Origin of the sequence: Chondromyces apiculatus DSM 436, assembly GCF_000601485.1 — a bacterium.
Classification (GTDB): domain Bacteria; phylum Myxococcota_A; class Polyangia; order Polyangiales; family Polyangiaceae; genus Chondromyces; species Chondromyces apiculatus.
Genome location: NZ_ASRX01000088.1, coordinates 15,390 through 27,813, shown reverse-complemented (window position 1 = coordinate 27,813; position 12,424 = coordinate 15,390). Strand labels below are relative to the sequence as shown.

At 73.1% G+C, this 12,424-nt stretch carries 9 protein-coding genes; 7 read left to right on the top strand and 2 right to left on the bottom strand.

Annotated elements, in window-relative coordinates:
- Positions 1–14: 14 nt before the first annotated feature.
- Positions 15–1,583, top strand: coding sequence for a hypothetical protein (locus CAP_RS37685; RefSeq protein ID WP_156041497.1), 1,569 nt, complete (start codon positions 15–17; stop codon positions 1,581–1,583).
- Positions 1,584–1,626: 43 nt separating this feature from the next.
- Here CAP_RS37685 and CAP_RS37680 read toward each other — a convergent pair whose 3' ends face one another.
- Positions 1,627–3,126 (bottom strand): ARPP-1 family domain-containing protein, encoded by a 1,500-nt coding sequence (locus tag CAP_RS37680; protein WP_156041496.1) that lies wholly within the window; start codon positions 3,124–3,126, stop codon positions 1,627–1,629.
- 198 nt (positions 3,127–3,324) lie between these two features.
- Here CAP_RS37680 and CAP_RS37675 point away from each other — a divergent pair, with 198 nt between their 5' ends.
- The 6 genes from CAP_RS37675 (at position 3,325) to nadE (ending at position 11,455) form a co-directional block, all read left to right on the top strand.
- On the top strand, positions 3,325–5,709 hold the full coding sequence (locus CAP_RS37675) for a sulfatase-like hydrolase/transferase (protein WP_052376689.1): 2,385 nt from the start codon (positions 3,325–3,327) through the stop codon (positions 5,707–5,709).
- Positions 5,710–6,086: 377 nt separating this feature from the next.
- Complete coding sequence (locus CAP_RS46480) at positions 6,087–7,127, top strand: formylglycine-generating enzyme family protein (protein ID WP_052376688.1); 1,041 nt, start codon at positions 6,087–6,089, stop codon at positions 7,125–7,127.
- 10 nt (positions 7,128–7,137) lie between these two features.
- Entirely contained in the window at positions 7,138–7,674 is a 537-nt protein-coding gene (locus CAP_RS37665; RefSeq protein ID WP_044249977.1) for an adenylyltransferase/cytidyltransferase family protein, read from the top strand.
- A gap of 51 nt (positions 7,675–7,725) precedes the next feature.
- Positions 7,726–8,745 carry a vWA domain-containing protein gene (locus CAP_RS46475; RefSeq protein ID WP_052376687.1) on the top strand — a complete coding sequence of 340 codons (1,020 nt, stop codon included), beginning with the start codon at positions 7,726–7,728 and terminating at the stop codon, positions 8,743–8,745.
- Between the two features lie 5 nt (positions 8,746–8,750).
- Complete coding sequence (locus CAP_RS37655; RefSeq protein WP_197041524.1) at positions 8,751–9,731, top strand: pyruvate kinase; 981 nt, start codon at positions 8,751–8,753, stop codon at positions 9,729–9,731.
- Positions 9,728–11,455: an NAD(+) synthase gene (nadE, locus tag CAP_RS37650; protein WP_044249972.1), complete on the top strand. Its 1,728-nt coding sequence runs from the start codon at positions 9,728–9,730 to the stop codon at positions 11,453–11,455. The genes CAP_RS37655 and nadE overlap by 4 nt, the downstream gene beginning before the upstream one ends.
- Positions 11,456–11,482: 27 nt before the next feature.
- On the opposite strand, the gene CAP_RS37645 is transcribed toward nadE, so the two are convergent.
- Positions 11,483–12,424, bottom strand: a complete 942-nt coding sequence (locus CAP_RS37645; RefSeq protein WP_275936561.1) for an ADP-ribosylglycohydrolase family protein — start codon at positions 12,422–12,424, stop codon at positions 11,483–11,485.

Genomic DNA, 12,424 nt, shown 5'->3' with positions numbered 1-12,424 from the left:
CTACCCTCCCGGGCATGAGGGTCTGGACAGATGGGACCACCCACCTCGTCGTGGGTACCCGCGGGCTGGAGATTCACCGCTCCGGGCCGCCCAAGGCGATACGCGAGCTGGGTGGGGGCCCGGCCGGCGGGTGGACGTCGCGCCACGTGCTCGCCGTGACTTCGCGGGAGCCGCTCAAGGTGTGGGTAGGCCAGGGCGCGTCGGTGAAGCGGGTGACGCTGGGCGAGGAGACGCAGGTGGGGCGGACCGTGCCCGCTTACGTGCTCGACGCGGTGGGCCTGGCCGATGGTCGGGTGCTCGCGTGTGTGGGACCGACCCGAGCCCCGGAAGAGGGGCCGCCGCGGCGCGCGCGCCTCGTGGTGCTCGACGACGACGCGATGGACCTCGACGCCGCCGAGGAGATCGCGGTGCCGGAGGCCACCCGCGTGCGGTGGCCAGGAGGGATCTGGGCCGAGGGCGAGGTGCCCTGGCCCGAGGACGAGGCGGAGGAAGACGACGAGCCGACGCTGCTCGACGCGCTGGCCGTGGCGGTCCCGCTGCGCGACGGCGCGGCTTCCTACGACCCGGTGACGTGCTCGCAGAACGAGCACGGCATCGCGCTGGCAGGCGCCTACGCGGGGCTCGTGGTGGCGCTGCCTCCCGGCGGCGGGCGGCCCGAGTTCGCGCTGCGGGTGCCGACGCAGCGGGACAACACCGAGATCCACGCGACGCGGACGGCGGCCGGGGTGCTGGTGGTGATCTGCGTGGAGCGACAGCTCGCAGCCATCGTGCACCTCGGCCCGGACGGGAAGGTGCTGGCCCACCGCGACAAGATCGGCAAGGACGCCGCGTGGGGCCTCGGGCCGCCGGTGGTGCAGGGCGACAAGGTGCTGCTCTTCGAGGCGGGCAACGGCGGGGGCGAGCGGCTGCACGAACTCTCTCTCGCGGACCTGAAGGTGACGAAGAGCGTGGAGGGCGCAGGCAAGCAGCGGGGCGAGCTGTCGGCGACGACCGGGCCCGGTGGGGCGCCGGTGCTGCTCGGGCTCGGCGACACGGCGTACGTGGTGGAGCGCGGCGGGCGGGGACGGGTGACGCTGAAGGCGCTGGAGGCACCGGCGCCGCCCCCGCCGAAGCCCCTCCCGAGGACGGGCCCCGCGCGCGCCGTGGGGACACCGTCCCTGGCGCTCGCCGGTCCCGGTGAGCCGCGGACGTGGACGATCGCGGCGGGCGAGACGCTGAAGGTCAAGATCCCGTTCACGAACCACGGAGGCCCCGGCAAGGGGCTCGCCATCGAGGTGAGCGGCCCCGCGCTCACGGCCGGCCTCGTGAAACCGGAGCGGGCGACGCTCGGCGACGTCGAGCTGCCGCTGGAGATGAAGGGCGCCGCGGCGCGCGCCGAGCTGCCCGACTTCGCGGTGCCACCGGGGCTGCTGGAGCGAGGGCCGAAGAACAGCCCGCTGCCGGACCCGGCGGCGATGCAGGCGCGGCTCGAGCTGGCCGGGGCGAAGGCAGGTTCAGGGGTGCTGACGGTGCGGCTCATTCCCCTGGGAACACCCGGGGGGCGCGGGTCGGTGCTGCAGGGCAAGAGCCTGACGGTCACCTGAAGCCCCGGGCCTCCGGTACTCACCTCCTCACCTCCTCACCTCCTCACTTCGCGAGGAAGTCGCGGGTGATGGCCTTGGGCTTCGCGAGAGGCGCCGGGGGGGCATGGCGCGCGTCCGGCTCTGCGAGTTCGGCTGGCGCGGCAGGCGCTGCTTGCGCGGCCGCGGGGCTGAAGACGGCCGAGCCGTAGCCCTTCTCGGCCACCTGGTAGTGGTTCACGTTGCCGGCGCGCGTCGCCTGCGCCTCGGCCTTGGCAGACGCAATGCCGGCGATGAAGCGCGTCACGGCCTGCTCGTCGGCCGCACCCGAGGCCACCGGCCGGTGCTGGGCGCGGGCCTCCTCGGCGGCGGTGATCGCGTCCTGCGCGGCGGTGCCCGTCAGGGTCGCCTCGAACATCTGGAACAGCTTCCGGTTCATGAAGAAGCGCACCCCGCGGACCTGACCATCCACGGCGTAGGCGAGGCCGACCACGTCCTCCACGGAGGGGACGCTCCCGAGCCAGGCAGAGGCCTTGCCCGCGAGCGCCTCGCGCTGCCGGGCCACCGCGCCATCCTCCACCGCGGCCACCATGGTGTCGGAGGCCGTCTCCTTGCGGTGGGCGCGGTTGAACTCGCTGACCTTGGACCACACCTCGCCCTGATCGCGCTTGTACTGGCCGGCTTCCCGCACCTTCGCGGAGGCGAGCACCTTCATCGTGCTGAACTTGCCGTCGGTCGAGGCGCCCTCGCGGATGCCCGTCCAGCGCCCGTGCTCGACGCAGAAGGCGTCGACCGGCACGGTCTGCCGCGCGCCGACGAGGAAGTCCTGGCCGATCTGGCGGTCCTGCTTGCCGCCCTTCACGATGGTGCCGGCGAGGACCAGGATGGGAAGGTCCCCCTTGTTCTCGATGACCAGGGTGTTCACCTGAGCCCCGACGTCCGAGGGGACCGCGTGCTGGGCGCGCTGGGATTGCTCGTGGTCCTCGGTGTCGATCAGGCGCGGGTGCCTCCGAGGATGCCGGGGATGCGGCGGCGGCGAGGGCTGCGGAGACGGGGTCGGCGGCTCCGCCGTGGCGGTGTTCGCAGCCTGCGCTGGCGTGGGAGGAGCAGGAGGCGGCACGGGCGCGGCGCCGAGCTCCCGGACCACGGCCGTCTCCTTCTCCAGGGCGACGTCGAGCGTGGTGAACTCGCCGAGGTCCTCCTGCACGCTGGCGTAGACCGGGAACACCGCCAGGTTGTCGAAGATCTGCGGCGCGCCCACGGTGTACCCATCCCCGATCGGGTGACCTGGCACCTGCTTCGGGGCGCGCTTGCCGACTGCCGCACCCGCGCCCGTGCCGCCGGGTGAAGCACCTGCCGTCCCTGACCCTCCCGCCGCCGCACCTCCGCCGGGCTGCGCGGCGCCCTCCGCGCGGGGTTGCGGGGCCCCTGACGAGGGACCTCCGGTACCAGGTGCCCTCCGCGAGCACCCCAGGAGCGCGCAGGCCAGGAAGATCGCACAGCTCCAGGCGACGAGCACACCTCGCCCCGCGCGGCGCCATGCGCGCCGCAGGTCACGTCTCTGCATGTCCCACCTCGGCGCGCTCCGACGGGCGAGGCGAGGAAAGGATCTGCACCATCGTCCCTTTCTGCCTCGCCCGTGCGCGGGGGGTGCGCGGGAGTGCCCGGAAGCACGCGGGGACATGCGGGAACACCTGCGCCTGCGCCCGCGCGTGATCCGGGCTGGGCTTCACGGCGCGTGGAGCTGGTGCTACTGCCGCGCGCGATGGCGCTCGGCACCCAGAACTCCCAGGCGCCCGGCCAGGCCACCGTGCCGGCCGCGCCCCCTCCTGCCACCGAGGGATGGACCACCCGCCTCGGTGAGGCATGTCTGCTCGGCCTCGGCGTGGCGTCCCTCGCCGCCGTACCCACGGGCCTGCGCACCGCGGGCGCGGGCGGCGCCTTCCCCGAGGGGTTGCTGGTGGGAGCCGCCGTGCTCCTGCCGCTCATCACCCTGGCGCTGGCGCTGGCGCGCGTCGCGGGCCGCGGGTTCCGCAGCATCGTCGGGCAGCAGGGCTCGGCGCGGCTCACCGTGCTGCGCGTGGCCCTCTGGATCGGGGTGGCGATGCCCTTGCTCGCCGCCATGGCCGCGCTGCTCAAGGCGGTCACCAACCACCGCGGCCTCGCGGGCACCACCTTCGGCGTGTTCGGGCTCGCCGCCGTCGCGGGGGCAGCGCTCGTGGCCCACCGGCTCGTCGCCCTCGGCGACCGCCTCGCAGCGCGCGGGGTGAGCCCGTCGATCCTGGCCGCGGCCGGGACGGCCATCGGCGCGCTGCCCCTCCTCCTCGTGGCCTCTCCCCTGGCGTTCGGGGGCGGCGCCGGGAGCGCCCAGGCGATCCGCGCGGCCCTCGTCGACGGCGCGATCGCCCTCGTGGCGACGGCCCTCGTGGCGTCGGTGGCCCTCGGCACGGGGACGCGCCGCGCCGCGCGCCTCGCAGGCGTCCCCGCCGCGGCGCTGGTGCTGATCGCCGCCGCGGCCAGGCTGGAGTCGTCACCGCCCCTGGGGCGCGCCGTCCACGCGGGGGGTGGGCTCGCGGCGACGCTGCTCGGCGCCATGGAGCGCTGGACCGACCGCGATGGCGACGGGCAGGGCGCCCACTTCGGAGGCTACGACTGCGACGAGGGAGACCCGGCCCGCGGACCTGGCGTGGAGGAGATCCCCGGCGACGGCATCGATCAGGACTGCGACGGCATCGATCCGGAGGGACCGACCCGCCTCGCGGCGCTCACACCCGCCTCCGCCGCGTCCCCGACGACGGCGCGCGACAGCGCCCCCGCGCTGACCAACACCGCGGTCCCTGGTGCGACAGCCGCCGCGGCGGGTGCCCAGGCCGGCGCGCCCGCAGCACTGGCCACCGCTCCGGGCACTGCGGCCGCTGCGGCCGCTCAGGAAGCTCCCCCGCCCGGCACCGGACAGCGCCCCGACATCGTGCTCGTCACGCTGGACACCGTCCGCGCCGACCACACCTCGGCCTACGGCTACGAGCGCAAGACCACCCCGCGCCTCGAAGAGCTCGCCTCGCGCGGCGTCGTCTTCGAGCACGCCTACGCGCCTGGCAGCGACACCCAGCGGGCCATCACGCCCCTCGTCGTGGGCGGCCGGTTCAGCAGCGTCGCGCGCGACAGGCGCGAGTGGCCCACGCTGTTCACCGAGAACGACACCGTGGCCGAGCGCCTGAAGCGCGCCGGCTACCTCACGGCGGCCGTCAGCTCGTTCACCTGGATCAGCGAGGAGCGCGGCTTCGCGCAGGGCTTCGACCGCTTCGAGGAGGCCTTCCGCGACGCGCACCCCGAGCGGGAGGTGACCGGCCACCACGCGGTGAAGCGCGCCACGCGCGTGCTCGCGGACCTCGCCGGGCGCGCCGAGCCGATCTTCCTCTGGGTGCACCTCTTCGACGCCCACGACCGCTACGTGGAGCACCCCGGCATCCGCTTCGGCAAGGGCACCACGGCCACCTACGACGGCGAGATCGCGTACGTGGACCAGCAGCTCGGCGCGCTGCTCGACGCCATCGCCCAGAGCCCGCGGGCCGCACGCACGGCGATCCTCGTGCACGGGTCACACGGCGAGGCGCTCGGCGAGCACGACGTCTCCGGGCACGGCGTGGAGGTGTACGAGGAAGCGATCCGGGTGCCGCTCGTCATCGCCCTCCCCCCGGCGCACGCCGCCCGCACGAAGGCGGGCCCTGCCCCCAAGCAAGACGCTGCGGCGCAGGACGGCGCCCCCGCCGCGGCGCAGGGCGCACGCCGCTATGCCCTCCCGGTGAGCACCGTCGACATCGCTCCCACCATCCTCGACCTCGCCAGCGCCAAGGCCGAGTCGCAAGGAGTCGAGGGCCTGTCTCTCCTCCCGATCGCCGAAGGAGACCTGACCCTCCCGCACGGGCCGGTGTACGCGCGTGGCCCGCGGCGGGCCGCCCTGATTGACTGGCCGCTCAAGCTGGTGGTGATCGAGCGTAAAAAGCGGAACCGTTACCTGCTCTTCGACCTGAACGCCGACCCGGGCGAGCAACACGATCTGTCGGCCGACCGCCCCCAGGACCGCGAACGGCTGGTCACCGCCTGGAAGGCAGCGGAAACCGCGGCCAGCGCCGCATCCTCCTCACGCTGATGCGCTGACCCGCTGATGCGCTGATGCGCTGATGCGCTGACCCGCTGACCCGCTGACCGCCGCACCGGAATCCAGCGATGCTGCGGCGTCACGACGCGATGACGCGCGGCGGCGCGAGCGCCACGCAAGCGCCACGCAAGCGCCACGCAAGAACCCGCGGCCATGCGCGACGGAATGCGCAACGGAATGCGGAAAGCGCGACAGTGAGCGCGAGCGCGAGCGCACCCCCATCCCCGAGCACCGCCAAGGAATCGGCGACGCAGTCATGCGCACGGCGTGAGGAGGCAAGCATTTCCGCCCGAGGCCGCGTACACTGACGTGAAAAGGTTATGCTTAATCTTGGCCCGTCTCCCGATAGGCGCCCACGATCGCGGTTCATGTCCACCCGGGTCGCCTTGGCGGTCGGCTTCACCCTCGGCGCTGCAGCGCTCGCGACCTTCGCAGTCCGCTCGGGCATCACCGACAACCTGCCAGCAGCCTACCTGGCCAAGGGTGCGATCCGGGGGGCGGTGCCGGAGACGCTCCGCTTCCAGTGGCAGCTCCAGCGCAACCGGCACTGGCAGATCGTGAGCAGCCCGTCCGAGAGCCGCGAGACCACCGATCAGCTCGAGAACAACCGCGGCGCGTGTCAGGCGGGCATGATCGAGGTGAAGGGGCGGATGAAGTACGACGTCTCCCCGAACGCCCACCTCGACGGCAGCTCCATCGAGGAGCTGCAGAAGACCACCTGCAAGCGCTGGATCAACCGCGACTACCCCGAGCGCTGCGGCGAGTTCGATCGGGACAAGTGGCTCAAGGTCTCGAAGGATCTCCCCACGAAGGAGATGAGCTTCTGCATCGACCGCTTCGAGTACCCGAACCAGAAGGGCGAGAACCCCTGGATCATGGTCTCCTGGTACGAGGCGAAGGACATGTGCGCCGAGGAGGGCAAGCGCCTCTGCAACGAGTCGGAGTGGACCTTCGCCTGCGAGGGCGAGGAGGCGATGCCCTACCCCTACGGGTACGTGCGCGAGCCCGAGGCGTGCATCGTCGACCAGAAGTGGCGCGCCTTCCACGAGTCGGCCTTCCAGCCGCGCAACGCAGCGCCCGCCATGGCGGAGATGGATCGCCTCTGGCAAGGGCTGCCCTCCGGGACGCAGCCGCGCTGCCGCAGCCCCTTCGGCGTCTACGACATGACCGGCAACGTGGACGAGTGGACCCGGTCGTCGCGCGAAGGTGAGCGCCCCTCCATCCTGAAGGGCGGTTACTGGGGCCCGGTGCGCACCCGCTGCCGCCCGGCGACGCGCTCCCACGACGAGAACCACACCTTCTACCAGCAGGGCTTCCGCTGCTGCACCGACCCCGGCGCCGAGGCCGTGCAGCGCGCGTCCACCTGGCAAGACCCCGCCTCCGCCCCGCTCCCCCGCGAGATTAAGTAATCTCCGGGGCGTGCCCCGCGCCATCCCCAGCCACGTCGGGCGCCTCGCGATGATCGCGCGGTGGAAGCCAGTACACCTCGGCCACGCCGCGGTGCTGGAGTCGCTCCTCGAACGCGCCGACGAGGTCATCGTCGGGATCGGAAGCTCGAACCGATACAACGCGCGAAACCCCTTCACCTCGGGCGAGAGCGCCACCATGATCCATCTGGCGCTGCGAGGGCACGCCGGCTACCGCGTCGTGGAGGTCCCCGACCTCGACGACGGACCGCGCTGGCGCCTCATGGTCAAGGACATGCTCGGCCCCCTCGACCTCTTCGTCACCGCCAACGGCTACGTCCGCAGCTTGCTTCTTGAGGACTACCCCATCCTGCACCCCGTTCACCTCGTCCACCCCGAGCGGCGCGTCCCCCTCGACGGCTCCATGGTGCGCGCGGCGATGGCGCGAGGAGACGGGTGGCGCGCGATGGTCCCGGAGGCCATCGCGCAGTACCTCGACGCGCACGGCCTCGTGGAGCGGCTCCGGGCCGAGTTCGGGGAAGCGCTGTAACCTTTCACCGCGGCGAGGCCGCGGCATGCGACATCATCGAGGAGACACACCATGTATTCCTGGGGCGACGACACCAGCGACTGGGCCAAACCGGGCGCATACGCCTACTCTCCCGCGGCCAAGAAGGAGCGCGCCGAGGACGCCGCGCGCGCCGACGCTCACGGCCCTCGCACCTACGGCAACCGCAACTCTCCCAACGAGCAGCTCACCACCCCCCGCAAGCGCGTCACCTCCCAGTCGGCGACGCCGCTCATCGTCGCCGTCGACGTCACCGGATCCATGCAGCGCTGGCCCGCGGAGATCTTCGACCGCCTCCCCCTCCTCTACCAGACGCTCTCGCAGTACCGGCAGGACCTCGAGATCTGCTTCGTCGCCATCGGCGACTCCCGCAGCGATCAATGGCCCCTCCAGGCCACCCATTTCGCGCGCGGCTTCGACCTGGAGACCCAGCTCCACGCCCTCTACGGCGAGGGCGGCGGCGGCGACATCCCCGAGAGCTACGGCTTGTTCGCCCACTGGGTGCACACCCACGTCAGCGCGCCCAACGCCGAGCGCCCGTTCCTCATCGTCTTCGGCGACGCCCCCATGCACACGGAGATCTTCAACGAGGAGATCAAGCACGTCCTCGGGGACGACCCGGGGCAGTCCGTCAGCGCCATCGCGGCCTGGCACAACGTCTGCCGCACCTGGAACACCTGGTTCCTGCGCCGGCCCGGCGGCACCCGCGGCGACAACATCGACAAGCAGTGGGCCAGCGCGATCGGCGCCCAGCAGATCGTGCACATGGACGACGAGCAGCGCGCCGTCGACTACGCCATGGGCCTCATCGCCAGGAGCTGGGGCCACTTCGAGGACTTCAAGACCAACATGAAGGCGCGCCAGGACCCGCAGAAGGTGCGCGAGATCGAGGAGCGGGTCGTCGCCCTCGAAAAGGCCATCGAAGGAGCGCGCGGGCCCGTCGCCCTCGAGTGCCCCCGCTGCAGCGCGCCCCTGCGCGACGTGAGCGGCTCCCGGGCGACCTGCTCCTTCTGCAACGTCGTCGTCAACGTCCCGTCCTCGACCTCCCGGTGATGGGCGTGGACGTCCGCGCGATCGTCACCCTCCCCCCCTACGCCCCCTTCGCCGAAGACGTCGCGCGGCACCCCCTGTGCGCCGGCATCCGCCTCAACACCGTGATGCCCATCGCCGGCCCGCCGCGCGCGGTGCTGGAGCGCCTCTCCGCGCTGGGCGTCCCGCTCTGGGTGGACCTGAAGGGCCGGCAGCTCCGCGTGGTCGGCGCCGCCATCCCGCCCTTCACCGAGGTGCGCGTCAGCCACCGCGTGCAGGTCAACGTCCCCGCGCTCGCCTTCTTCAACGACGGCGAGGAGCAGGCCCGCATCGTCGCCGTCGACGGCGATCGCCTCATCCTCGAAGACGGCCCCCGCCGCCTCGTCGGCCCGGGCGAGTCCATCAACATCCTCGACCCCTCGCTCGCCATCCTCGGCACCCTGACCGACACCGACCGCGCCTACCTCGACGCCATGCGCGACCTCGGCCTGCGCAACGTCATGCTCTCGTTCGTCGAGCGCGAGGAGGACGCCATCGAGGTCGAGGAAGCGCTGCCCGACGCGAACCTGGTCCTCAAGATCGAGTCTCCCCGCGGCATCGACTTCGCGCGCCGCCTCGGCGGCAAGGCGGCCCCGAAGCTCCCGGGCAGGACCGACGCCGAGGACGAGGCCATCTCCAGCCTCTCCGCGTCGGCGGCCTCTCCGCCCCCGCGCCGCCACCGCCTCATGGCCGCCCGCGGCGACCTCTACGTCGAGGTCCTGAGGCCCCACCGCATCCTCGGCGCCCTCCGCGACATCCTCGCCGCGGACCCGAACGCCATCGTCGCCAGCCGCCTCTTCAACTCCCTCTCGCGCAGCACCGTCCCCGACTGCGCCGACATCAGCGACGCCGCCTACCTGATGACCCTCGGCTACCGCACCTTCATGCTCGGCGACGACGTGTGCCTCGCCCGTGACAGCGTGCTCGCCGCCCTCAACCTGCTCGGAGCCGTCGCGGCGGAGCTAGGGTGAGGATCGGCCTCTGCCAGATCGACACCCGCGTCGGCGATCTCGCCGGCAACGCCGCGCGCATCCTCGCCGCCGCCCGCGCCGCCGCCGATGCGGGCGCCGAGCTGTGCGTCCTGCCCGAGCTCGCAGTCACCGGCGTCCCTCCCCGCGACCTCCTGGAGGACGACGCCTTCGTCGAGGCCGCCCTCGCCACGACCCACCGCCTCGCCCGGGATCTCGCCGACGGCCCCCCCGTGCTCGTCGGCACCATCGCCCGCACCACCGCCCGCACCACCACCCCGCTCCCCGGCGCACCACGCCGCCGACCCCTCGGGCTCCCGGGCCCCCCGCGCCTCCACAACGCGCTCGCCCTCCTCCACCGCGGCACCCTCGCCGCCGTCCACGGCAAGCGCCTCCTTCCCGGCTACGACGTCTTCCACGAGCCCCGCTGGTTCGCCCCGGCGCCCCCTGCCCCTCCCTTCCCCTGCCCTCCCTTCCCCTGCCCTCCCTTTCCCGGCATGGCCGACCCCTCCAGCGTCCTCGCCGCCATGCCGATCGGCCCTCTCGTCTGTGAAGACCTCTGGTCCGAGGGCTATCCCGAGGACCCGGCCGCCGACCTTCGCCGCCAGGGCGCGCGCCTCCTCGTCTGCGCCTCCGCCTCGCCTTTCCGACACGGCGTCCTCGCCGCCCGCCTCCACCACGCCCGCCGCGCCCAGCGCCCGCTCCCCACCGCCGCCCCGCCCCTCCCCCACGCGCCTCCCGCCGCGCTCGTCTACGTCAACGCCGTCGGCGCCCAGGACGAGCTGATCTTCGACGGCCGGAGCTTCGCCCTCGATCCCGAGGGCCGCCCCCTGCTCGTCCTCCCCGCCTTCGAGGAAGCCGTGGAGGTCGTCGACCTCGCCGTTCCCACCCCCACCACCTTCCCTCCCCCCACCGCTCCCGAGGTCGACCTGCGCGCCGCCCTCGTCCTCGGCATCCGCGGCTTCGCGCGCAAGAATGGCGTCCGCCGCGCCGTCCTCGGGCTCTCGGGCGGCATCGACTCCGCCCTCGTCGCCTGCCTCGCCGCCGAGGCCCTCGGCCCCGCCGCGGTCACCGCCATCGCCCTCCCCTCCCGGCACACCGACCCCCGCTCCACCGAGACCGCGCGCGCCCTCGCCCGCGCCCTCGGCATCGGCTTCGAGGTCAGCCCTCTCGAGCCCCTCCACGCCGCCGCCGAGCAGGCCCTCGCCCCGCTGCTCGCGGGCGCGCCCCCCGGCGACACCACGCTGGAGAACATCCAGGCCCGCCTGCGCGCCATGGTGCTCATGGCCCACCTCAACCGGCAGGGCGGCATCCTGCTCAACACCAGCAACAAGACCGAGCTCTCCCTCGGTTACGGCACCCTCTACGGCGACATGGCCGGCACCCTCTGCGTGATCGGCGACCTCACCAAGCCCCAGGTCTACGCCCTCGCCCGCCACATCGACGCTGGCCGCGGCCTCATCCCCCCCTTCATCCTCGAACGCCCCCCGAGCGCCGAGCTGCGCGACGACCAGGTCGATCCGTTCGCGTACCCGCGCATCTCCCCCGCGGTCGAGGCCCTCATCCAGGGCGACCCGCTCCCCGAGGACGTGACCCCCGAGGAGGCAACGCGCTTCACCCGGATGATCCGCGGCGCCGAGCACAAGCGCTGGCAGGCCGGCATCGTCCTCAAGGTCACCGATCGCGCCTTCGGTACGGGCCGGATGATGCCCATCACCCGGGCCTGACCTCGACGCCTCACCCGCACCGCGCCCTCACCCGCACCGCGCCACCAGCCGCGCCACGAGGGGCTCCGCGATCTCCTTGCCGCGCATGGCTTCCAGGAACCGCCTCGGGATCGCGCCGATCCCGTCCCGCAGCCCCGCGATCCCGCCCGCCACGCAGGCCGTGGTGTCGGTGTCGTGGCCGAGCGCGAGCGCGCTCTTCACCACCGCCTCGTAATCCCCCTGCGCGACGGCCCACCGCGCCGAGCGCAGGCAATCGACCACGTATCCCGAGCCCCTCCCGGGGGACGGATCGTCGGGCCGGACGGTCTGCTCCAGCTCCTGCCGGAACACCGAATCCTCCCCGTAGAGGCCCCGCAGCACCGCGACCGCCTCCCCCCATGGATCCGGCGCCTCTGCCTGCACCCGCCGCGCCCAGAGCACGTAGAGGGCGCAGCAGGCCTGGCTGCGCGGGTGCCCGTGCGTCACCACGCTCTGCAGGTGGGCATCGGCGACGAGCGCCGCATCGTCGCCCTGGTGGAAGAGCGCGAGGGGCAGCACCCGCATCAGGCTGCCGTTGCCGTTGCTCCTCTCGTCGGTCTCGCCCGCCAGCGCCGGGCGCGTACCCTCCATCATGGTGCGGATCGCGCGCGAGGTGGCCACGCCGACGTCGAACACGCGCGCATCCACCGCGTACGCGCCCTCCTCGTACCAGCGCTTCAGCCGCTCACCGAAGTCGTCCGCGTCGAGCTTGCCGCGTTCGAGCAGTGAATCGAGCAGCGCCAGCGCCAGCGCCCCGTCGTCGGACCACGTCCCGACCGGCGTCCCCCGGTGCGCGCGCATGAAGCCGGGCGGGGGCGTCATCTCCAGGGCCTCCCGCGGCGGCAGCATCTCTGGATCGTGAAACTCGTAGGGGACGCCGAGCGCGTCGCCGACGAGCAACCCCCACATGGCTCCCTCGATCTTCTCCCGCACCGTGGGCGCGGATCGCAC

Excerpts from the sequence above, each read along its gene's own strand:
- CAP_RS37685 (WP_156041497.1), top strand. The coding sequence starts at position 15 with ATGAGGGTCTGGACAGATGGGACCACCCACCTCGTCGTGGGTACCCGC.
- CAP_RS37680 (WP_156041496.1), bottom strand. The coding sequence starts at position 3,126 with ATGCAGAGACGTGACCTGCGGCGCGCATGGCGCCGCGCGGGGCGAGGT.
- CAP_RS37675 (WP_052376689.1), top strand. The coding sequence starts at position 3,325 with ATGGCGCTCGGCACCCAGAACTCCCAGGCGCCCGGCCAGGCCACCGTG.
- CAP_RS46480 (WP_052376688.1), top strand. The coding sequence starts at position 6,087 with ATGTCCACCCGGGTCGCCTTGGCGGTCGGCTTCACCCTCGGCGCTGCA.
- CAP_RS46475 (WP_052376687.1), top strand. The coding sequence starts at position 7,726 with ATGTATTCCTGGGGCGACGACACCAGCGACTGGGCCAAACCGGGCGCA.